This window comes from Enterocloster lavalensis (genome assembly GCF_046603895.1).
GTDB classification, from domain to species: domain Bacteria; phylum Bacillota; class Clostridia; order Lachnospirales; family Lachnospiraceae; genus Enterocloster; species Enterocloster lavalensis.
In genome coordinates this window covers 4,601,909-4,624,111 of the sequence record NZ_CP176637.1, presented here as the reverse complement: position 1 = coordinate 4,624,111, position 22,203 = coordinate 4,601,909, and the positions used below count along the sequence as shown (strand labels likewise).

21 protein-coding genes are annotated in these 22,203 nt (G+C 52.1%); 4 read left to right on the top strand and 17 right to left on the bottom strand.

The window, feature by feature from the left end:
• Positions 1–192: 192 nt before the first annotated feature.
• Positions 193–1,539: an ABC transporter substrate-binding protein gene (locus ACK2JC_RS20655; RefSeq protein ID WP_118756038.1), complete on the bottom strand. Its 1,347-nt coding sequence runs from the start codon at positions 1,537–1,539 to the stop codon at positions 193–195.
• A 59-nt stretch (positions 1,540–1,598) separates the two neighbouring features.
• Positions 1,599–2,894 (bottom strand): alkaline phosphatase family protein, encoded by a 1,296-nt coding sequence (locus tag ACK2JC_RS20650; RefSeq protein WP_368271338.1) that lies wholly within the window; start codon positions 2,892–2,894, stop codon positions 1,599–1,601.
• A 291-nt stretch (positions 2,895–3,185) separates the two neighbouring features.
• Here ACK2JC_RS20650 and ACK2JC_RS20645 point away from each other — a divergent pair, with 291 nt between their 5' ends.
• Positions 3,186–4,457 carry an IS110 family transposase gene (locus ACK2JC_RS20645; protein ID WP_411337726.1) on the top strand — a complete coding sequence of 424 codons (1,272 nt, stop codon included), beginning with the start codon at positions 3,186–3,188 and terminating at the stop codon, positions 4,455–4,457.
• 191 nt (positions 4,458–4,648) lie between these two features.
• Here the strand turns inward: ACK2JC_RS20645 and ACK2JC_RS20640 are convergent, their stop codons facing one another.
• From ACK2JC_RS20640 to ACK2JC_RS20600, 9 genes are all read right to left on the bottom strand, one after another.
• Complete coding sequence (locus ACK2JC_RS20640) at positions 4,649–5,494, bottom strand: carbohydrate ABC transporter permease (protein ID WP_227167952.1); 846 nt, start codon at positions 5,492–5,494, stop codon at positions 4,649–4,651.
• Between the two features lie 15 nt (positions 5,495–5,509).
• A complete protein-coding gene (locus ACK2JC_RS20635) occupies positions 5,510–6,412 on the bottom strand; it encodes a carbohydrate ABC transporter permease (protein WP_118756041.1) in 903 nt (300 codons plus the stop codon).
• 3 nt (positions 6,413–6,415) lie between these two features.
• Positions 6,416–7,462, bottom strand: a complete 1,047-nt coding sequence (locus ACK2JC_RS20630) for an ABC transporter ATP-binding protein (RefSeq protein ID WP_276850428.1) — start codon at positions 7,460–7,462, stop codon at positions 6,416–6,418.
• An 87-nt stretch (positions 7,463–7,549) separates the two neighbouring features.
• The gene (locus tag ACK2JC_RS20625; RefSeq protein ID WP_368272390.1) at positions 7,550–7,714 is read right to left on the bottom strand and encodes a hypothetical protein; all 165 of its coding nucleotides are present in this window, start codon (positions 7,712–7,714) and stop codon (positions 7,550–7,552) included.
• A gap of 6 nt (positions 7,715–7,720) precedes the next feature.
• Entirely contained in the window at positions 7,721–10,237 is a 2,517-nt protein-coding gene (locus ACK2JC_RS20620) for an ATP-binding protein (protein WP_368272392.1), read from the bottom strand.
• 20 nt (positions 10,238–10,257) lie between these two features.
• Complete coding sequence (locus ACK2JC_RS20615) at positions 10,258–11,562, bottom strand: ABC transporter substrate-binding protein (protein WP_276952484.1); 1,305 nt, start codon at positions 11,560–11,562, stop codon at positions 10,258–10,260.
• A gap of 286 nt (positions 11,563–11,848) precedes the next feature.
• Positions 11,849–12,538 carry a nicotinamide riboside transporter PnuC gene (pnuC, locus tag ACK2JC_RS20610; protein WP_320937799.1) on the bottom strand — a complete coding sequence of 230 codons (690 nt, stop codon included), beginning with the start codon at positions 12,536–12,538 and terminating at the stop codon, positions 11,849–11,851.
• Positions 12,531–13,595, bottom strand: coding sequence for an AAA family ATPase (locus ACK2JC_RS20605; RefSeq protein ID WP_368272394.1), 1,065 nt, complete (start codon positions 13,593–13,595; stop codon positions 12,531–12,533). Before ACK2JC_RS20605 ends, pnuC begins: the two co-directional genes overlap by 8 nt.
• A gap of 23 nt (positions 13,596–13,618) precedes the next feature.
• Positions 13,619–14,866, bottom strand: coding sequence for a hypothetical protein (locus ACK2JC_RS20600; RefSeq protein ID WP_368272396.1), 1,248 nt, complete (start codon positions 14,864–14,866; stop codon positions 13,619–13,621).
• A gap of 300 nt (positions 14,867–15,166) precedes the next feature.
• Here ACK2JC_RS20600 and ACK2JC_RS20595 point away from each other — a divergent pair, with 300 nt between their 5' ends.
• On the top strand, positions 15,167–16,342 hold the full coding sequence (locus ACK2JC_RS20595) for an IS110 family transposase (RefSeq protein ID WP_368272759.1): 1,176 nt from the start codon (positions 15,167–15,169) through the stop codon (positions 16,340–16,342).
• Positions 16,343–16,467: 125 nt separating this feature from the next.
• Here ACK2JC_RS20595 and ACK2JC_RS20590 read toward each other — a convergent pair whose 3' ends face one another.
• Entirely contained in the window at positions 16,468–16,749 is a 282-nt protein-coding gene (locus ACK2JC_RS20590) for a hypothetical protein (RefSeq protein WP_320937739.1), read from the bottom strand.
• 28 nt (positions 16,750–16,777) lie between these two features.
• On the bottom strand, positions 16,778–16,945 hold the full coding sequence (locus ACK2JC_RS20585; RefSeq protein ID WP_164468343.1) for a DUF4177 domain-containing protein: 168 nt from the start codon (positions 16,943–16,945) through the stop codon (positions 16,778–16,780).
• Between the two features lie 208 nt (positions 16,946–17,153).
• On the opposite strand from ACK2JC_RS20585, the gene ACK2JC_RS20580 reads away from it, so the two are divergent.
• Positions 17,154–17,912 (top strand): helix-turn-helix transcriptional regulator, encoded by a 759-nt coding sequence (locus tag ACK2JC_RS20580; RefSeq protein ID WP_320937740.1) that lies wholly within the window; start codon positions 17,154–17,156, stop codon positions 17,910–17,912.
• A 62-nt stretch (positions 17,913–17,974) separates the two neighbouring features.
• Here ACK2JC_RS20580 and ACK2JC_RS20575 read toward each other — a convergent pair whose 3' ends face one another.
• The 4 genes from ACK2JC_RS20575 to ACK2JC_RS20560 form a co-directional block, all read right to left on the bottom strand.
• Positions 17,975–18,466, bottom strand: coding sequence for a GNAT family N-acetyltransferase (locus tag ACK2JC_RS20575; protein ID WP_178621367.1), 492 nt, complete (start codon positions 18,464–18,466; stop codon positions 17,975–17,977).
• Between the two features lie 76 nt (positions 18,467–18,542).
• Entirely contained in the window at positions 18,543–18,791 is a 249-nt protein-coding gene (locus ACK2JC_RS20570; protein WP_320937741.1) for a prevent-host-death protein, read from the bottom strand.
• A gap of 350 nt (positions 18,792–19,141) precedes the next feature.
• Positions 19,142–20,434, bottom strand: a complete 1,293-nt coding sequence (guaA, locus tag ACK2JC_RS20565; RefSeq protein ID WP_320937742.1) for a glutamine-hydrolyzing GMP synthase — start codon at positions 20,432–20,434, stop codon at positions 19,142–19,144.
• A gap of 165 nt (positions 20,435–20,599) precedes the next feature.
• Complete coding sequence (locus tag ACK2JC_RS20560) at positions 20,600–21,268, bottom strand: Crp/Fnr family transcriptional regulator (protein WP_227167965.1); 669 nt, start codon at positions 21,266–21,268, stop codon at positions 20,600–20,602.
• Positions 21,269–21,409: 141 nt separating this feature from the next.
• On the opposite strand from ACK2JC_RS20560, the gene ACK2JC_RS20555 reads away from it, so the two are divergent.
• The gene (locus tag ACK2JC_RS20555; protein ID WP_320937743.1) at positions 21,410–22,177 is read left to right on the top strand and encodes an ATP-binding protein; all 768 of its coding nucleotides are present in this window, start codon (positions 21,410–21,412) and stop codon (positions 22,175–22,177) included.
• Positions 22,178–22,203 lie beyond the last annotated feature (26 nt).

Genomic DNA, 22,203 nt, shown 5'->3' with positions numbered 1-22,203 from the left:
CAAAGCCCGGAGCAAAGCGGAGGCGGAGGGGCCGGCATAAGGCCGGCGCCGGAGCTCGGAGCGGTGCCCGTCTTTTCCGGTTTCTGGGGCCTTAGTCCCTCAAACCGCGGAGCCCGGAGCCTCCGTCCCCGCCCCCCTGCCGCTCACGTCGCGATCACCTCAAACCCGCGCACGCGTCTCTTTCACTCCATCCTACTTAAACAATTTCCCCACTCTCTCCTCCATTCCCGCCACAGCCTGCTCCGGGCTATAATTATCCTCTAAAATACACTTCTGAATCTCATTCGCAAAAATTTCTTTCGCTTCCTGATACTGCGGAATAAACGGAATCCTGTAAGTGCTATACTCCACCTGATCCACAATGATCTGAAGGTTGGGATCCTCTTCTACCATCTTCTTATATTCCTCAGACTCCATGCAGCTATTTCTGGTGGGCAGATAACCGGTTCCGTTCGCCCATTTGACCGCATTTTCCGTATTCGTCATAAACTTCAGGAACTCCCAGCCTGCTGCCTCTTCCTCGTCTGTATGCCCCTTAAACATCAGCAGGTTGGAACCGCCCGCCGGATAGGACAACGTGGTATCCTTGGGAATCGCGCCCACACCCACTTCAAACTCACAGGTTTTCTCCAGGCCCTTTAACTGTGCGCTGCTCTGCATGATCATAGCCGCCGTGCCCCCTGCGAATGCATTTCTGCATGCCTCGGAGGAGTTGTAATCCTGGCCGGACGGCACGTGCATGGTTCCCTCGGCGATCATTTCCTGCCACAGGTGCAGGGGCTTGGCTCCGCTCTCTCCGGCAAATCCGATGCCGTCGCCCGCCTCGTTAAAGATCAGGCCGCCCGCATTCATTACCAGCGCCATGTAATACCACTGGTCAAGGGGGCAGGAATAACCGTAGGTTCCGTCTGCTGTCAGCACTTTAGCATCCGCTCTCAAATCATCCCAGGTCACCGGCGGCTGATTCTCGTCCAGCCCGGCGTCCTTAAAGCGGTCTTTGTTGTAGTACAGCACCGGCACGCTTCTGGAGTGGGGTAACGCCACCAGCTCGCCGTTGTAGTAGGAGCAGTCCAGCAGACCGGGCATAAAGTCGCCAATGTCATACCCTTCCGCATCCACAAATTTCTGTAAATCCACCAGCTGCTCCGCGTCCGCAAAGATTCCCAGCATGCCGATCTCCATCTGAGCCAGAACGGGAGCTTCTCCGGCTGCCAGGGCTGCCTGCATCTTGGTTCCAGCGTCTGTGTAGGAACCCTGGTGCACGGCCTTTACGAAAATCTTGTCCTGGGACTCGTTAAACGAGTTAGTGATCTCCTGGATCAGCTCGCCGTTGGACGATCCCATGCAGTGCCAGAACTCAATGTTGATCTTGTCGCCGGAAGGCGCCGCTTCCTCCTTCGCCCCCGCTTCGGAACCAGCCTGCGCGGAGCTGTTTGCAGCCGCTGTGTCCTTTGTCTCCGTGGTTCCCGAACCGCCGCAGCCCGCCAGGGAGCCCGCCGCAATCGCTGCTGCCAATACAATACTTAGTTTTTTCCTCATCTCTTCTTTTTCCTCCTTTATTTTCCCCTGAGCGTTTGCACAGGTAGAATTTTCCTCTATCAAGAATCCTGCTTCAGGATTTCTCTCATCGCCTTCCCCTGGGCCCAGGGCATCTCCACGCCCAGTATAGCCGCGTAGGTGGGGGCCTCGTCGATCAGTTCTCCCCGCTCGATCACCACGCCCTCCCGGATGTCCGGGCCGGCTGCGAAGAATATGGGCTGAGGCCCTTTCTCCGGCAGATGCCCGTGGGCGGATACGGACAGCTTGTAATCGGAATTATCCGTGGGACAGATCAGTTCGCCTTTACAGTTATTTCCAAATGAAGTTCCCAGACGGCCCTCGATGACATAGTCGAAGGGGCCTGCCAAATGGTGTTCCGCCATCTGGTCTTTGTTTAAAATCTGCTCACAACCGTAGGCTTCGTTTTCGACCCAGGTCTTCAGAAGGGCTTCCACTTTGGCCCGCGTCTCCTGGTCCTCAGGGTCTTTTAACACCACGTGGGCCGACAGCCCTGCGGAGTGGATGTAACACTTGTAATCCTTCACCATACCCGCCTCGTCCAGCTGGATCAGTCCCTCCCGGACCAGCAGAATATTGGGGTTAAATACCTGCTTGACCGGCAGGTGGCCGTGGTCGCCCATGACGCAGAAATTGGTCTGGTCCAGAACGCCCTGCTCTCTCAGAATCTCCATCAACTCGCCGATCTTCCGGTCGCACTCCATCAGGGCGTGTTTGGCCTCCGGCGCAAATCCTCCGAAATTGTGGCGGGCGTGATCCAGATAGGAGAGGTGGAGCATGATTACGTCCGGCTGATGATCCCGAAGAATCTCTTTTAAACAGGCCACTCCGAAATCATCCAGCTCCGGCTGGTATTTCCAGCGCAGCATGTGGCCGTATTTGTCGAAGAGCTTTTCCATCCCCGGGGAGCAGACGGTGAGGAACCTTGGCCTGGAGTCGCCCTTTGGATCGTCGGACCAGATCTCAGGCACCAGGTAATCGATACTGGGGTCTCCTCCGGTCACCGGCCAGTTGATGACCGAGCAGGTGTAGCCGCCCGCTTTGGCCGCGTCGAAAATGGTGTCGGTCCCCAGCTCCCGCCGGTACCAGTGCCAGGCCGGATGGGCCACGCCCACCTCCACCTTCTCGTTGTGGTAGATTCCGTGCTTCTCCTGGTGGCAGCCCGTCATCATGGTCGAGTGGGCCACGTAGGTCATAGCCGGGTAGGTGGACTTCATTTTCTGTACCACGCTGCCGCGCTTGTAGATCCCGTACAGATTCGGACAGTCCTTCAGCCATTCTACATCATTGAAAAACAAGGAATCAACCGATAATACAAACAATTTCTTTTTCATCATTTTTGTCATTCCTTTCGCTTCGCTCAAGGCACAAACAAGTTATGAAAAAATGTTGTACCTCTCCACTATTTGATTTATAATCCCTGTAGGGAATAGCAATACACTACAGAGCACGGAAGGAGGAGTGGCGAATTTATTCCGACCCCGTATCATTATATGTGCCGTCATCCTTTCAAGCACAAACAAGTGGGACTTTGAGCCCGGACTCTTATCATTGGTAATAAACCATGTTTATTCAGTCACAGGATGACAGTCACTGTTGCTATTCCTTTTTATAAGGTGGTGATACTTATGATGAAGTTAAAATACCCCATCTGCTGTGGGCTTGACGTCCACAAAAATGTTATCGTTGCAACCATCGTAATCACTAACAGGGACGGAGTATCCGAATACAGGCAAAAATCCTTTTCAACCATCAACTCGGATATTCAAAAGTTTCACAACTGGCTTATCGAGAATAATTGTTATCACGTTTGTATGGAATCCACAGGAAAGTATTGGATTCCTATTTTTAATTATCTCGAAAAGGACATAGAGGTCTGCCTTACACATCCCAAATATGTCAAAGCTATCAAAGGCAAGAAAACGGACAAAAAGGATTCAAAATGGATTGCCGACCTCTACAAATTTGACCTTGTCAGATGTTCCTTTATCCCTCCCAAGGATTTCCGCCAGCTCCGGGAACTTGCCAGATACCGCTTTAAGCTGGTCTGCATGAAATCCTCTAAGAAGAACCGCATCCAGAACTGTATGACCGTTTCCAATGTCGGCATTGCCAGCGTGCTTTCTGACCCTTTCGGCAAAACAGCAACCGAAATCATGTCTTATCTGCTGGAGCATACCGCTGATTCCATTGACGAAAAGGCTGTCCGAAAACTGATAAAAAAAGGGGCCAAAGCCAAGTCTGATGAAATCATCGAAGCAATCAGAGGCTGCAACATTGAAACAGACCAGGCAAAAAAACTGGAACTGGCCCTTGGCCATCTGGAATATCTTGACGGTATGATTACCCAGACCGAAGTGGAACTCTATGTCCGTATCAAACCTTATTATGAGTTTGTGGAATTTGTCAGCACCATGCCCGGCATGACAGAGTTAAGTTCCACCATTGTTCTCGCAGAAACAGGCGTTGACATGAACATTTTTGATGATGCCAAACACCTCTGTTCCTGGTGTGGACTTTCTCCTTCCAACAATGAATCCGCAGGTAAGAAAAAATCTGTCCGAATTGCCAAAGCAGGCGCTTACTTGAAACCGATGATGGTACAGTGTGCCCTTGCCGCAATCAAAAACAAAAAGCAGCCTTATTTTGCAATCAAATATGGGCGAATCAAAAAGCGTCGTGGCCATAAGAAAGCAATCATTGCCATCGCAAGAATGATGATGGTCTGTATTTACCATATGGTCTCGGAAAAGAAACCTTTTACCCCTGCTGACTATGAGGAATTGATGAAGCCTCAAAACCATGTAGAGCGTGTTGTTCTGAATGAAAACAATGTTTTTGCCTATCTTGAAAGTCTTGGTTACGATAGTTCTAAGTTAGTGAAGCGCAACGATAACTAATCTTTATTCTATTGTCAAACAATCGCAAAATCAGGGGTTTTATGAACCCTTATATAAGTGCGCCCCAAAATCCACTTTATTTTTCACTCTTTTCCCCTTTTTGCAATTTTATTCGATTTTGCGGGCCGCCGGGCCGGAATGCCGGATTTTAGCTTTCCTCCTGAGCGGCGGCGTTTTCTCTCCCGTTTTCCTTATTTGATACCGGAGTAAACAAAGGAATTGCGGATTTTCTTGCTTGCAAACATATATACCAGCAGAATGGGCAGCACCAGGACCACGTTGCCGGCCATGATAATATGCCACATCTGAAGGGTTTCAGAGGATTTGAGCGCTGCGATTCCCACGGGCAGCGTCCGGAAGGTCTCGCTGGAGGTCATAATCAACGGCCAGAAGTAGCTGTTCCAGGTAGAGATGAAGGACAGCAGCCCGATGGTGATTAAAGCCGGTTTGGCCATGGGCATCATCACCTTGAACATGATCTTCATGTTGCTGGCGTCGTCCAGCCTGGCCGCTTCGATTACCTCCTGTGGAATCTGCATGAAATACTGGCGCAGCATAAAGATTCCGAACGGATTGGAAATAAATGGTAAAATAAGTGGTACAAAGGTTTTTAACAGCTTCATTTTACTGAACATGAAGTACACCGGCAGGAAGGTAATCTGCTGGGGAATCATCAGTCCCAGAAGCACGATCCCAAAAAACAGGTTTTTGCCGAAATACTCGTGGCGGGCGAAGCTGTAAGCCGCAGGCACGATAATCAGGTACTGGAGCACCAGCACAAAGATGCTGACAATCACGGAGTTCCTGAAATACAGCGCGATGGGTACGATCTCAAACACATGGGCGTAGTTTTCCCAGTGAACGCTGTTGGGAAACAGCGTGGGCGGAAATTGCAGCGCCTCGGTGTAGTCCTTTAAGGACGTGCTGACCATCCAGTAAAAAGGAAATGCGATGATCACAATGATAAACAATTTTAAACAGACGTTCAACCCCCGTCCGACTTTTCTCAACACAATCGATGAATTGCTCTCCTGCATGACGTTTTCCCTCCCTTACTGGTAATGTACTTTTTTCTTTCCTGCGCCGAACTGGACATAGGTCATGATGCAGACCAGAACCAGCAGCACCACGCCCGCCGCACAGGCCATTCCCGGCTTTCCGTAGCGGAACGCAAAGGAATAAATGTAGTAAACCAGCGTATTGGTGGAATCCACCGGACCGCCCTGGGTCATAACGTTTACGGAGTCAAAGATCTTGAAGGATGCGATGGACGCCACAACGGAGGTGAACAGGATGGTCGGCGAAATCATAGGCAGAGTGATCTTGAAAAATGTCCGGATCTTGGGCGTGTCGTCCAGCTCCGCGGCCTCGTAGATGCTGGTGGGAACGGTCTGAAGCGCCGCCATGATTAACAGCACGTAATATCCCACGCTCTTCCACACCATCACCAGCACCAGGGAAAACATGGCCGTGGACGGGCTTGAGAGGAACGGGAACTTAGACCCGCCCAGCTTTGTGATCACCATGTTTAAAAATCCGGTGTCCGGGTCCATCAGCCAAAGAAATACGATGGAGACCGAAACCATGGAAATGACATGGGGCGTAAAGATAAATCCCTCCACCGCGCTGTTTAACTTCTTGTGCTTGGAACCGTTGAGCCACACGGCGATGATCACTGCCAGCACCATGGTCAGAACCACGAAAAGCACAGTGTAGACCACCGTATTCATCAGAACCTTGTGGAAGGTCTCGGAGACGAACAGCTCCTTGTAGTTGTCCAGGCCCACAAAGGTCTTTTTGGTGGAAATCAGGCTGCCGGAAAACATGGAGTAGTACAGCAGGTAAAATACCGGATACACGGTAAAAATAAACAGCAAAACCATGGCAGGCATGGCCGTCACAAAACCCAGGAGCCGGTCGCGCTTCTCGCTGGCGCTTATTTTCTTCTTATTCACGGCCTACACCCCCTGCTCTGTGAATTTTTCCCGGATCATCTGTCTGTGGTTTTCTTCCATCGGAATCCGCTTCCCTTCCTGGTCAAAGAGGTACATTGCGGAAAACGGCACCGACAGGCTCAGCATCTTGTCGTCCTCCGCTTCGTGCTCTGACTTGGCGGTAAGGCGTCCGTAACGGCTGTCCAGGGAGTAAATCGTCTCCGCGCCCAGCATTTCTTTGGTTACGATGTCCGCGCGGATTAGAATGTGCTCCTCGGGAATCTCCTGGAGGTACATTTTCTCAGGCCGGAAGCCCAGCTTCATACCCTGGGGCAGAATATTGTCCACCACGTTCATCTGCGGAGTGCCGATGAACTGGGCGGCGTAAATGCAGTTGGGATTGTTGTACAATTCCCTGGGATTGGACTGCTGGACAATGTAGCCGTCCTTCATCAGCACGATGTCGTCCGCCATGGACATGGCCTCCACCTGGTCGTGGGTCACGTAGACGAAGGTGGTTCCCAGCTTCTTGTGCAGGCTGATCAGCTCCACGCGCATCTGGCCTCTCAGTTTGGCGTCCAGGTTGGAGAGCGGTTCGTCCATCAGGAATACCTTGGGCTGCTTGACCATGGCTCTGGCCAGGGCCACTCTCTGGCGCTGGCCGCCGGAAAGAGTGGAGGGCTTCCGGTCCAGGTACTCGGTGAGTCCCACGATCTCACAGATCTCAGACACTCGCTTTTTGCGCTCCTCTTTGGGAACCTTTTTATTTTCCAGGCCGAACTCGATGTTCTCCCGCACCGTCATGGTGGGATACAGAGCGTAGTTCTGGAACACCATAGCGATGTCCCGCTTGCCGGGTGTCAGGTCGTTGATCTTGTGATCGTCGATGTAAATGTCCCCGGAGGTGGGCTCGTCCAGCCCGGTGATCATCCGCAGGGTGGTGGATTTGCCGCAGCCCGACGGCCCCACCAAAACGGTGAAAGAACCGTCCGCAATGTCCAGATTCAGATTTTCAATCACAACGTCGCTGCCGAACTTCTTTTTCACATTTCTTAACTGTATAGCCCCCATATCTTCGCACTCCCTTTTTATTGATTGACGGTGAAAGGGCCGCGTTACAGACCGTTCATCCGCTTTCGTGTTTTGTTTCTGGGTTAACTATACCATTGTTTCCGCCCGGCCTGTTTTGCTCATTTTCCAAGAAATGTTGCTCTTTTTGATTCCGTCCGCCAAACGCTCCCCGCCCCAAAGCTCCACCCCGCCATAAAACGCCAAAAGCGCGGCATCCCCCGACAGAGGATACCGCGCCTTTTTCCATACCATATTCCATTAATCCACCGCGTCCATTTTCTCCTTCAGCGCCTGATACAGCTTCGTCAGATCGATGGGTTTGGCAATGTGTGCGTCCATTCCCGCGTTTCGGGCCGCCAGGACGTCCTCGGCAAATACGTTCGCCGTCATTGCGATGATCGGGATACTTTTGGCCTGTGGATGGCCGCAGGCCCGGATTCTTCCGGCCGCCTCGTATCCGTTCATGACCGGCATCTGTATGTCCATCAGCACGGCATCGTAATAGCCCTCCGCCGAGGCCGCAAAGGCTTCAAACGCCTGCTTTCCGTCGTCCCTTGTCTCGACTTTCGCGCCGTACGCGGTCAGAAGTTCCACCGCGATCTCCTGGTTGATCGCATTGTCCTCGGCCAGAAGAAATCTTCTGCCGGCAAACGAGTTCTCGTCCAGGGTGACTTCCTCGGAAACCGGAACGGGCGGCAGCTCGCCCTCCTGCAGGGGCAGATCCAGGTCCACCGTAAACGCAGAGCCACGGCCCGGAGCGCTCTTTAAGGTGATCTGGCCTCCCATGGCGGAGATCAGGTTTTTGGTGATGGCCAGCCCCAGGCCGGTGCCCTCAATTCGGTGGACCAACCTGTCGGACACCCGCTCAAAGGGGGTGAAAATGATCTTCTGGGCTTCCGGAGCGATTCCGATTCCATTGTCCGCAACTGTAAACCGGAAGGTGGGAGATTTTCCGCGCTGCTCCCGCTCCTGTGCGGTGAAGGAAATGGACCCGCCTTCCTGTGTGAATTTCACTGCGTTTGACAGCAGATTCATGAAAATCTGATTCAGGCGCAGCGTGTCGCCCATCAGCCTGGAGTGGCTGATCTTCACGGTAAAGGTCAGGGTCTGCCCCTTGGATTCACATTGAGGCCGCAGGATCGCCTCAAGCCCCTGAAGCAGTTCCCCGAGGTCAAAGGGTTCGCTGACCAGCGCCAGCTTACCGCTCTCAATTTTACTCATATCCAGCACGTCGTTGATGAGGCTGAGCAGATGCCGGGAGGAGAAATCGATCTTATTGAGGCAGTCCAGCACCCGGTCCGGGTCGCCCAGACAGCGCTTGGCAATGGCGGTCATGCCCACGATGCCGTTCATCGGCGTACGCATGTCATGGGACATGCTGGAGAAAAAGCTGCTCTTTGCCGCGTTGGCCTGCTCCGCCGCCACAACCGCGGCCGCGATCTTCTCCCGGTCGTTGTGCTCCTGGGTCACATCCGTGACCGCGTAGATGCATTTCTTCTCATCTCCCAAAATGAAGGGACAGACCAGTATTTTCAGCCACATATCGCGGTGAAGGCGTTCGTTATAGGTATGTACCTCCCGCGTGCAGCCCTCCGGCGGCCAGGGCTCCTCCAGGATCGCCTGGAGTCTGCTCCGAAAGGCGCTGTCCTTCGCCTGCTGCGGTTCCTGTTCTAAAAACTCTTCCGCAGGGATACCCAGTATTCTGCCGCTGTTCTCAAACACATAATCCGGCACGGCGCTCCTGGCGTTGAGTATAAAAATCACTGTATCCGTATTTTCCGATATAGCCTGATAAATGTCTAACAGGAAACGGTCATTTTCCTGCTGCCTGCGCTGCATGGACCAATAGAAATAGGAACCTGCCGTCAACGCCGCGACCACAACGCCGATAATCACCGTTGCCATCGCCATGGCCGTGGAAACGATCTGGGCTCCGTCCTTCTCCACCTCGCGCAGCGGCACAACCGTGACAAGCTGCCAGCCCCGTTTCTCATACACGGGTTCAAAGCAAAAGAGCTGCTCCTGGCCGTCGATCTGAAAAACCACGGACCCGGTGGACCCGGAATTGAGCGCCTCGATAAACTCCCCCACCCGGTCCGAAGGGTTGTCCGCGTAAATCAGCAGATGTCCGATATCTTCGTAGACCTGTTCGTAATTGTATCGGACCGGCGGTATGACAATTTTGCCGTCCCGCCCCAGAATATAGCTGTACCCTTCCCCCAGATATGTGGTCTCTCCGCAGGCCTTCTGCATGGACGCGGCTGGGATGCTGGCGTAGAGAATCCTGCCGCCGGTAAGCGCGGTTCCAAACAGCACCCTGCGGCCGCCGTTCTCATCAATCAGGGGATCCGACATTTCAAAACCGTCCACCGCCACCTTTGCGGCAAACTCCTCCGGAATCCCTTTTAACAGATGCGCGTTCTCCGGCCCGTACAGCGCCTGTCCCCCGCGGTCTATCACGGTCAGGCCGCTGACTGTGTGATCGTTCTCAAATCGCTCCAACAGGGCGGTGGCTGAGGAAATGTCCATCGAGGCATCCAGGGAAGCGGCCAGGCCGCGTAGATCCCGCTCCGTATCGTTTAAAATCGCCGTGAGCATCTGGCTTTTGCTGTTGGTAATTTCCCGGATCACCTGGACCGTGGTGCTGCGCACATTGGAGCGGATGCTCCGGATCGCCTCTGCGCCCATCAGAAACGCGCCGATGCAGGAGGCGGCAATCATAATCAAAAGCGCCGTGTTCCGGTATCGATGTCTTTTTTGATTTGCCTGCTTCAACACGACTACCTCCCTTTCAATCACTGCGCTCCTGCGACCGCCTCAAGCTGTATGCGGTCGTAGCTTGCCGCCGCTTCCTCCGGCGTCGCCCCGCCGATCATTTCCAGACATAAAGTCCGTGTTGTGCCCCAATAGTCAAAGCAGAGCGACATGTCCTCGATGGGAATCTGTCCCGGCGAGCAGGCGTCGTCGTAAAGCGCCTGCAGCCTGGGATCCAGGTCAAATTCCTCATGTTCGAAAACCGGCAGAATGCTGCTTGCACCGTTGTTCAGCTCGTTTTTCTTATGGGTGGTCAGATACTCCAATACCTCCAGGGACTCCGGCACATGGGCGCCCCTGGCGTTGACGCAGATGCGGGTGCCAATGGACGGCAGGCTTATGGTGCCGTCCGGCAGGGCCGGGATGCCCTGCTGGATGAAGTCCATATCCGGGACCTCCCGCTCAATATCTTCTTCCTTACCTGCGGGAAATACCACAAAGGCGACTTTGCCGTCCCTGAATCCTTCCCAATCGGTGGTGTCGGCTCGGATGGCGTCCACCCCCTCCACGGTCAGATTGTCCCCGTAATACCCTTTGTCCACCAGCTCCTTAAAGAACCGGAAGCCCTCCAGCATGTATTCGCTGATTTTAATGCTGCCGTCGTTGAGCCCCGCGATGATCTCGTCCGTATTCTCGGCCTGGTAAATGGGGTAGAGCCCCCGGGCCATGGCAAATACCGTCATGGCGTACCACCGGTTGATGCCGATGGGCGTAATTCCGTTTTCCTTGAGGACCTGGCAACAGTATAAAAATTCCTCCGCGTCCTCAGGCGGCTCCAGGCCGTATTCCCGCAAAAGCCCTTCATTGACATAAAGGCCGTAAGCCGTCATTTTGGTGGGAAGGCAGTAGGCCGTCCCTTTCACAATGGCCTGCTTCCTGGCCGACTCATTCAGCTCCTGAAACACGGGCTGGTCCGAGAGATCATAAAAAAAGCCCTTCGCATTGAGCGCCTTGACCGTGTCCGCGTTGACGATAAACAGGTCCACATCTTTTCCGTTATCCAACCGGTTTTCCAGCGCCTCATTGTAGCCGTCCGCCGTGGACAGCCCGCTGACCCGTATTTCAACGTCGCCGCTCTGGGCGTTGTAATCGGCGATCAGGTCCCGGTAAAGGCTGGAACTGGACGTTTCCGACGATTCAATGGAGGTAAACAGGTTGATCACAATCTTATCCGGTTCTGTGGGAGCCAGCTGCAGTTCATTGGGGGAATCAACGCGCCCGCAGCCGGATAAAAGCAGTCCCGCCAAAGCAGCCGCAAGCAGAGCGTTTCTATAATTTTTTGTCATCCTTTGTCCCTCTCTTAAAGCCCGCGGCGTTTCCGATCTGTACCACCGCGCCGGACAGTTTCGCGCGTACGGACCAGCCGTCCCGGACTTTTTTCATCAGACGTTATGTTCATATACCAAATAACATAATTATAGCAAAGAATGGGGTGAATAGCAACAAATGGGGGAAAATGTAACGCTTTCCTCGTTCTGATCTCCCCACAAAAAAAACGGCGATACGTTCCCCCTTAACGGAGCGTACCGCCATTCATCGTGGTTTCATTTCCTTGGCAAGGAAACCTCCACCCTATTCATTAACCGCATTTTCCATCCGGTTCATCCGCGTCCAGGTGATCATACCATAACAGGCGTTCAACAGGTAGACGGACCACATGGTCGTCATAATCCAATCCCCTGCCAGGACCCACATGATCACGGTCACCACATCCACAATGATCCACAGCAGCCATTGTTCCCGGTACCGGAGTACCATCAGGGCGTTGGCGATCACGGAAAAGGTCGTGCTGGCGCTGTCCAGCCAGGTGGCGTTTCCTCCCAGCCTGGACAGGAAAATGTGGTAGAGCCAGATACAGACCGCCGACGCGGCCACCAGAACCGCTGTGAGGTTTGGCTTCATTTTCTTACATTTTACAATGCCCGTGGTCTGGCTGTAATGCTTGTTCCAGAAATACATTCCCACAAACTGGGTTGGCAGGTAATACAGGGCGTTCAGCATCACTTCCCCGTAATAGCGGCTGTACCAGGCCACCACAATATAGGCGGTTATGTTCACAAATCCCCAGTAATATTGGGATTTTTTCCCAGCCGCACAGAGCACCACACAGAAGATGCCGCAGATAGCCGCCGCCGAACTGATCAAAAGATACCACCAGGAGCTTTCCCGGTCAATGGCTGCAAAATAGATGGTAAAGCCAGTCACCGCCAGAACCTCGAACCATTGGAAGGGGGTGAGGCTGGACTTGATTTTTTTAAGCATGATCTGCCTCTCTTTCATTTACGTTTCCCAGCATACGATCCACCAACTCCACCGCCCGGTCAAACCGCTGCTTATAATCCCCGCGTATCACCTCATATTCAAAGCCAAGGCTGTGGTAAATCTCCTGAATCTGCTCGCTGTACTTCTGACGGTCCGCGGCGATCACCGGGCTTCTTCCCCCGTCCTGGACAAATTCCACATCCGGCTCCAGAAACAGGATCAGATCATAGCGGTTCAGCCCTGCGATGGCCTGGGCCAGGGCGGCATTTTTCTCCTTTTCCCTTCCTTCCAGAAATCCGATATAAAACAGGGTGGTCAGGCAGTCCGTGTCCTCAAAGAGCACCCGATTGCTGCGCTCAACCGCCTCCAACTCCCTCGTCTTGTGCTGCAGCAGGATGTCGGTAAAATCCTCCGGGATCATCAAAAGATCCGTGCCGGAGCGCTCCGAGATGTCCCGGCCCACCTCCTCCAGATAGTTTGTATTGTAGTAATTGGCCAGGTTGACGGTGAGTGTGGATTTTCCGGTGCTCTCCCCGCCGATGATCAGCACTTTTTTCACATAATAGGGCTTCACAACATTGGGGAGCCAGTCCCAGTGCCCGTAAATATCCGCCCGCAGTTCGGTGGACGACATGCCGTTTCTGGGCAGGATGATCAGCTGGGCCTGAGGGTAACAGCGGGACCAGAAGCTGTCCTCCCCGTAGTCGCTGCCGCAGAAAACGGCGTCGATTGGCTGACCGGCAAATGCCTTCACTTTGTCCGCGTCCTGCTGCCAGTATTCTTCGGTGTAGGCTTCCTTGCTTCCGGCGTCGTCCTCCAAAATAAAAAGCTTCACATGGGCCAGATGGCTGGTCAGCCGGTAAATCCACCGGTAGCGCACCCGGACGTCGATCTCCTCCCTGCGGCTCCCGCTGCTGATCACGAGAATCAGCGTCCGGCAGCGGCTTGCCGCCTCCAGGATACAGCGGACATGGCCCAGGTGAGGCGGGTTGAAGCTGCCGCCGTAAAGGCCGCAGGTGAAGGGGTGGTTGTCGGATGTTATGAAATGATTGTGCATAGTTTGACTTTTTCCTCTTTGATTTAATAAAATTTATATTGGAGGGTTATCTCCTCACCGGTATCCAGATCCGTTATCTTCCGGTACAGCGTGATATCCCCGTCGCTGCTTATTTTGATGGGCTGCATATTTTCATAGCTAATGGCCGATTCAGCGGCAGTTGTTCTCGCCCCGGAAATACCATGGACGGATGCCGCCGTTTCAATAATAGAACCGAACGCTTTAACTTGTCCTGTATGAGGTTCCAATATTACCGCGCCGTCCACAGAGGACAATTCCAAAAATGTATTTCTCCCTGCAATTTGCCCCCTGTTTAACAATGATATCCGTTCGATTGCCGCAGCTAAATGTTTCCGAATCCCCATGGCTTCCGAGTGTCCCAATATGCTTTCCCGGTTTACGATGTGCTTCTCGTAATCATCATCCAGCACAAGCACGATCAATGCGCCATGCCTTCTGTAGCTTATATCCCAGCATATATCAAATAGATTGCAGGCCACATTGTACGCAGCTTTCAAAACATCCCGGAATAAGTTCTTTACCATATTGCCCTGATAAACCGTGATATCGCCTTTCCGAATGGAAATAATCATTTGATCATGATTGAATGGCTCCTCATTGTATATGATCACATCGCCTGTACGCGTTAGCGCAATGCCCACCTGTCCTGCTTTCATCACGCTGGTAAACGGCCGCAAAAAGTTAGGGACAGAAGAATAATCGGGTTTATCGCTGATTTCATTCCAGCTGACTTCTTTATAATCAGCAATCCGGAACTCCTTGTCGGCTATAAAATAGACGTAGTTCGACCCGCCCATCACATCAATCAATTTCATTTCACTGGCCTCGGAAAAATCCAAATAGCCCGTGGCTTCCGGATCAATAATTATATTTTTGACAATGGGAAGATTCTCATAGGTACGATTCTGCATTTTACCAATATGATCTAAAATTTTACCCCATTCCCTTTGGCTGATGGAGGTCTTGATCTCCAGCCATTTTGTAGCGATCTCTCTCTCCACGCATTTTCGTTCCAATTCCCCACTGTTTAGGTCCAACTCGCAGAAACAACGGGAATTTTCCTCAATAAATTCGAAAAGGTCCCTGATTGGCCCACCCTTTCTGCCTGTATTATACGTGATATAATAAAATTTCCGGCCGTTTATTATCAAATCTAAAAGCGTTCCCCAATTCGGGCGGATCGGGTGGTCCAGCAAATATAACTGCGGAACCATCTGTTCAATTATCTTGGCCAACTCAATTTCTTTCATTGAATCACCTTCCTCTTATTACGTATAATCCAATCATATTAGAAAGTGATTGGATTTTCCTTTCTCCCAGGTTCTACTGGGTTATTCAATCCTTATCTGATATATTTACTTTGGCACTGTGGATCTGTACCTATCTTTTTACAGCTTTGACTGTTCCGAGGTGACTCAGACCACAGCTTTTCGTCTATTACTGTTAATCAGTTTGTTAACGCCTGACGTTTCTATTTACGTGATTACACAGCCGAATTCCCTGTGGAAGACAACAGTGCTCAAAATATTTTTATCAGGAGGTATTACTCTATGGCCATGTACTTTGTCGGAATTGATATTTCCAAGTACAAACACGATTGCTGTATTATATCGGCAGTTGATCAAAAGATTGTTTCAAAACTTACCGTTAAAAATGATAAAGCTGGCTTTGAACAGTTGCTTACTGTTTTTAATTCCCTCTCCAATCCAGATAACATAAAAATAGGGTTTGAATCAACAGCACACTATGCCCTCAATCTTGAACTCTTCCTTGAAAATGCCCACCACAGCTTCATGGAAATTAATCCACTTCTTATCAAGGAATACAAGAAATCCACATCTCTCAGGCGTACCAAAACCGACTCTGTTGACTGCGAATCAATAGCTCGGTGGTTAATGACTGTTGAATACAAACCCCATTCAAAAGGATTTTACCACTCTTATTCCTTAAAGTCACTAACACGTTTAAGAGATCGGCTCATTCGCCAGCGCTCTTTTTATCTTGTGAAAATCACAAATGTCTTGGATCACACATTCCCTGAATTCAAGCCGTTTTTTCATGAGCGCTTATCCAAGACTGCTCTCTATCTTCTTGAAAACTATGGTTCTGCTGAAAAAATGGTAAAAATGAATTCTGCAGCCTATGAGAAGCTACGCTCCCTGTCAAGAGGAAAATTTTCTCCCCAGCAGTTCATTCGGTTAAAGGAGCTTGCTGCCAATACGGTCGGCGTAAACAACTCCATCTTTGATGTGGAACTGAACAGCCTGCTTGCCCTATATAAGTCTCTCATAAAAGAGATTGACACACTTGAAAAGGAAATCAACCGGCTGATCGAGGAAGTGCATCCTCACTATATGTCTGTTCCCGGCATCGGGCCTATATCTGCCGCCGTCATTTATTCGGAATACGGAGATATATCAAACTTTTCAACACCGGCCCAGATGCTCGCATTTGCAGGTATTGAACCCGGTATAAACGATTCTGGAACCGAATCACACGGAGGGCGGATGGTGAAACACGGCTCGTCTCAGCTCCGGTATGTCCTTATTAATTGCTGCCTTCCTCTAATCCGTTTCGATATGACATTTGCTGCTTACTATGCCAAAAAACGAGGAGAAGGCAAGCCACACAGGGTTGCTGTCACCCATGTGGCGAAGAAGCTTGTTAGAGTCATCTATGCATTGGAGAGGCAGGGGGTAGACTTTAACGCGCTGAAGCTCAGATAGCTACTTACATAAATAACCCTTTTCCCATCTGAAATACACTGCATTCAGATGGTCTATTAAAGTTACCCATTTTTACTAAAGGAAAATTTTTTCAAAATCCTCTTGACTATTTATAGTTTGTCACCTCAATCCTTCAAATCGTCTCCTGATATCGCGATAGACGGATAATGGGACAGGGTTGTAAGGTCCACATCCAGCGGGACGCTGTACACCATATAGTAATGGCTGGGATTTTCAGCCGCCAGCTCCCTTATTTTGCTCTCCGCCAGTTTTTTGTCCAGGGTGGCGTATGCCACCGACACCACCCCCACCTTTTCATTGCCTGAATTTTGGATGCTTCCACGCATAATCAGCTTTAACGGAGCCTCGCCGTTTAACCCCTGCTCAATGTAGTCCTCGTAGTTCATTTGTTCTCCCCTCCCGGCTTCGGTTCAGTCACTGGCGCTCCCTCATAAACACCATCACATCATTTGCCCATGTGCAGAATTTCCACCCCTGGGAGCCCAGCTCGTTCCACTCCGCTTCCATATCCGCCACTTTTTTGTCATAATCAAATCCCACTTTAAGTTTGGATTTGACAAATTTGTATTCATACTGCTTCATTCCTCACACCTCCGTTTCCTCTGCCTGTATCAGCCGTGCTGCTCTTATATGATCCTAATTATATGGGAGATTATGTTGAAATTCAACGCAAAATTCACTTCCAAACGCCAATGTTAACTTCAGTTGACAGTTTTCCCGGCCTTCCTGGTAGAAATTATGGTTGGAAATTGTTATACTTCTTCTGAAATCAGTTATGAGGAGGACACGAATGACGGCATTCAGCGAGCGGCTTATCAAATTGAGAAAACAAAAGGGCTTATCCCAGGAACAACTGGGGGCAGCCGTGGGCGTCACACGGCAGACGGTATCAAAATGGGAGCTGGGCGACACGACGCCGGAGCTTGGAAAGCTGGTACAGCTCAGCGACTATTTCCAGATTTCGGTAGATGAGCTGGTGGGGCATGCGGCGGAGAACCACGGCGATAGGGCCGTGGAAATAAACGGTGTGCCCGCTGTCTGGCATTACGAATATAAGAGTAAAAGAACCTTGTTCGGAGCCCCTCTGGTTCATATCAATCTCGGACATGGCCCCCGCCGGGCCAGAGGTATCATTGCCGTAGGAAACTTGTCCCGGGGGGTGATCGCTATCGGCGGGCTGGCCGTGGGTATTCTGTCCTTTGGCGCCTGTTCCCTGGGTATGTTCTCACTGGGCGGCCTCTCACTGGGACTTTTAGTCTCCGCTGGCGGATTGTCAGTGGGCTCGCTGGCCTTTGGCGGGCTGGCAATCGGGCTGTTCGCCGTGGGAGGCTGCGCCTTTGGCGTCTATTCCATCGGCGGCTGTGCCATTGCCTCGAAGATCGCAGCCGGCGGTTACGCCCACGGCCCTATCGCCATCGGGGACCGGGCGACGGGGGACATCGTGTTTCGATTTGAGCAGGGCTTTCGCTCCGGGGATGTGAGACGGGCGATCACGGAAATGTTTCCGGGTACGTGGGGGATTATAGCCGATATCTTCAGCGCGTTTTAATTTTGAGACGGCAAAATCCGCAGCGCAACCGGATTGGCGGTTATGCTGCGGATTTTCAACGTTTATGTTTTAGATGGATGGGGCTGATTATCATTGTAAACAAAATGCGGTATCGAACGTCCGTCAATGGACGACCGCCACATTCCGTCTTGCTTTGCGCCCATTTTCTCGTAGAATCCAATGGCCTGGGGGCTGGTGACAAAATGGAACTCCGGGATACTCCGGCGTCTGCACCAATCCGTCAGATGATTCCACATCTGCTTTCCGCAACCATTTCTCAGACACTGCGCAGAAATGTAGAAATATTCCAGCTCCCAACCGCCGCCGTCCCGCTTTAAACCCCAGAATGCAATGGCATTTTCGTGATCCCAGGATACATAGACTGGATTTTCACGGATAAATTGCTCGGTGATGTTGAACGCGCGGTCAAAGGTGTCCATAAATGCTTCGCCGTAGCCCCAATGGGCCTCTGATTGATGGGCGAGGGAGCGGAGGTGGGCGGTGTCGTTTGGGATGGCTTGTTGGAATTGTAGCGTATTTTTAGTTGCTTCCATATATTTCCTCGTTGTATTTTCAATTCAATCAAAAATTCTCGTAATATCCTGATACCGGTTGACCACACTTAGCATCTTATTCCCCCACAAGTTCTTTCAATTCATCCAGACCCAGCCAGCCTTCGCCGTCTTTCACCGCTTCCTCAGCTTCCTGCAGCTTCACCAGAAGTTTTTTCTCCGCTTGATCACGCTCGTAATCTTTCATATCCATGACGCCAAAACGTCCTCTGCGATTTTTAGTTAGATATACCGGTTCTCCTTTATGACAGTTATTCAAGACTTCATTATAATTTCTCAAATCAGATACTGGTAAAATATTTGCCATATTTTTTCAGCTCCTTCCTTGATTTCATTTTATTTCTGCTACTTTTATTCTACACAAAAAGCAGTAAAATTCAACGTAGGCTTTTACAGCTTTTTTGAATTGTATTTAAACATATTCTATTATGATTCCTTTTATATTAGCTTTCGCTGGCAGGTCCTCCACACTTAGGACATCGTGGAATCATCCTTAATTGATCTCCACCATTACCATACCTACGAAATTCATTTCCACAAATATTACTGAGGTGGCCGAAAAGCTCCAAAATTGCTTTTAGTTCCGTTTTAGTTCCACAGGCAAAAGAAAAAAGCCGATACCCCAAGATTTTACAAGGGATATCAGCTCTTCATTATTTATTCAAACTCAATCGTCGCCGGCGGCTTCGGAGACAAATCATAGCAAACCCGATTCACATTCTCCACCTCGTCCAAAATCCGGTCCGTGATCTTAAGCAGCACATCCCACGGCACCTGCTCCACGGAGGCGCTCATGGCGTCGATGGTGTTGATGGCGCGGATGATCACCATGTACTCAAAGCTTCTCGCATTGTGCTTCACGCCCACGCTCTTAAAGTTCGGCACCACGGTGAAATACTGCCAGACCTTCTGGTCCAGGCCCGCCTTCTCGAACTCGTCACGCAGGATGGCGTCGGACTCGCGCACGGCCTCCAGACGGTCGCGGGTGATCGCGCCCAAGCAGCGCACGCCCAGACCCGGTCCCGGGAAGGGCTGACGGTAAACCATGGAATGAGGCAGTCCCAGCTCCACGCCGCAGGCGCGGACCTCGTCCTTGAACAGCTGCTTTAACGGCTCTACCAGCTCGAACTTCAGATCCTCCGGAAGGCCGCCCACATTGTGATGGGACTTCACCATCTTGGCGGTTTTGGTGCCGCTCTCGATGATGTCCGGGTAAATGGTTCCCTGGCCCAGGAAATCGATGCCGTCCAGCTTTCTGGCCTCCTCCTCGAACACGCGGATGAACTCGCTGCCAATGATCTTGCGCTTCTGCTCGGGATCGGACACATTCTCCAGCTTGCCCAGGAAACGCTCCACCGCGTCCACGTAGACCAGGTTGGCGTGAAGCTGGTTCTTGAACACCTCCACCACGCTCTCGGACTCGTTCTTTCTCATCAGGCCGTGGTTCACGTGCACGCAAACCAGCTGATTGCCGATGGCCTTTAACAGCAGGGCGGCCACCACGGAGGAATCCACTCCGCCGGAAAGGGCTAACAGCACCTTGCGGTCTCCCACCTGACGGCGCATCAGCTCCACCTGATCCTCGATAAAGTTCTTCATATTCCAGTTAGCCTCAGCGTGGCACTGGCCGAACACGAACGCCTTGAGAGCTTCCTTGTCCGGAATCTCGTCATAGCACGCCGTGCATTTCGCAGTGGGGTGGTCGATGGCGATCACCGGAATCCCGCACTCGTAGAGCGCCGGGTCCACGTCCACCGCCGCACCGTCCACCACGCGGTTCTCGCCGCCGTTTAAGATGATGCCCTTGACATTTTCCAATTTTTTTAACCCCTCCACGCCGATATCGTGGGGGTGAATCTCACTGTACACGCCCATGCTGCGGATTTCGCGGGCCACCACCGTGTTCTCGGTGCTGCCCAGGTCCAGAATTACGATCATATCCTGTTTCATCGATTCCTGCTCCTTCTTCATTTGTATTCTTTTTTCTCGTTTATCTGCCGGAAAATGCTTCGGGTCCCCGAACCGCTCTCCGGCCCTCAGCTACCATTATAGTCGAAAAGTGGAAAATAGAAAAGCAATTTCTGAGAAATGTAGCGGACCGAACTACATCCGCTCTCACGCCTCCATCAACAGCTCGAATTCATTTTTATTCACCAGAACCAGCCCTTCCTCCTGCATCCGTCCCAGCTCCCGGGTCAGGGCGCTGCGGTCCACGCAAAGGTAATCCGCCAGCTCCAGCCGCCCCATGGACGAGGTGAACTTCCGGCTGCCCCGGCGCTGGACCTGCTGGGAGAGCCAGACCAGAATCCGGCCGCGGATGGATTTCTTGGAGATCACCTCCATCTTGTCCATCAGCTGGACATTTTTCCGGGCCAGCAGCGTCACCATGTTTTCGATCAGGCGGTGATGAAATATACAGGAGGAGCTGCAGGTGCGCAGCACCTTGTGAAAGCCCAGCAGAAGGATGCGGCTGTTCTGGGCCGCCTGGAAGGAGACCGTGCTGTCGGAGCCTCCCCCGCACACAAAGCTCTCCCCAAACACCGCTCCCGGCTCCAGAGACAGCAGGATCGCCTTCTGCCCCCACACATCCTCCTTGATCATCTGCACGCTGCCACTCATCACCACGCCCACGGAGTCCAGGCTCTCCCCTTCCAGGAAAATGAACTCCCCTTTCGCGTAATCCTTAGCCACCGCCCCAAGACATTGCAGCATCGCGCCGATCTGTCCCTTCTCGATCTTGCCAAACAGCTCCATCTCATGTAATTGCTGCAAAAATTGTTCCATTCCGGCCTCCTTTTTTTGTTTCAGTATAGCAAAATTGTTCTCACGTTGCAACCGCAACATACATTGGCAGATTTTTGTGTTACCGTATAGACACTTGATGAGGTATTTTCAAGTCAGAGCATTCAGAGGAGGAATGAACTTATGATTCGCAGAATTATCCATATCGACGAAGAGAAATGCAACGGCTGTGGCCTGTGCGCCGATGCCTGCCACGAAGGCGCCATCGGCATGGTGGAGGGCAAAGCCCGCCTGCTGCGGGAGGACTACTGCGACGGGTTGGGCGACTGCCTGCCGTCCTGCCCCGCCGGAGCCATCACCTTTGAGGAGCGGGAAGCCCCTGCCTACGACCACGCGGCGGTTCTGGCGGCCCAGGCGGCAAAGCGCCGGGACGCTTCGTCCCCCGCAGCGCCGCACCACGCCGGATGTCCCGGTTCCCGGGCGGCGGTATTTTCCCGGCCGGTGTCCACAAAAGACCAAGCGGATTCCCCGGCAGCCGGAACGTCCCCAGCTATCACGCCATCCGAAGCCTGTCCCTCGTCCGCCATCCACAGCGAGCTCACCCAGTGGCCGGTGCAGATCAAGCTGGCCCCTGTGACAGCTCCGTTTTTTAACGGCGCGGATCTTTTGATCGCGGCCGACTGCACCGCCTACGCCTACGGCGATTTCCACCCCAGCTTCATCCGCGGCCGGATCACCCTGATCGGCTGCCCCAAGCTGGACAGCGTGGATTACTCCGAAAAGCTGACGGAAATCATCGCCCGCAACGATTTAAAGAGCATCACCGTGGTCCGCATGGAGGTTCCGTGCTGCGGCGGCATCGAGTTCGCCGTGAAAAACGCGCTGAATGCCAGCGGCAAAGAAACTCCCCTGAATGTCGTCACCGTCTCCACCGACGGCCGCATCCTGTAACCATCCGCACATCAACCCATAGGAGG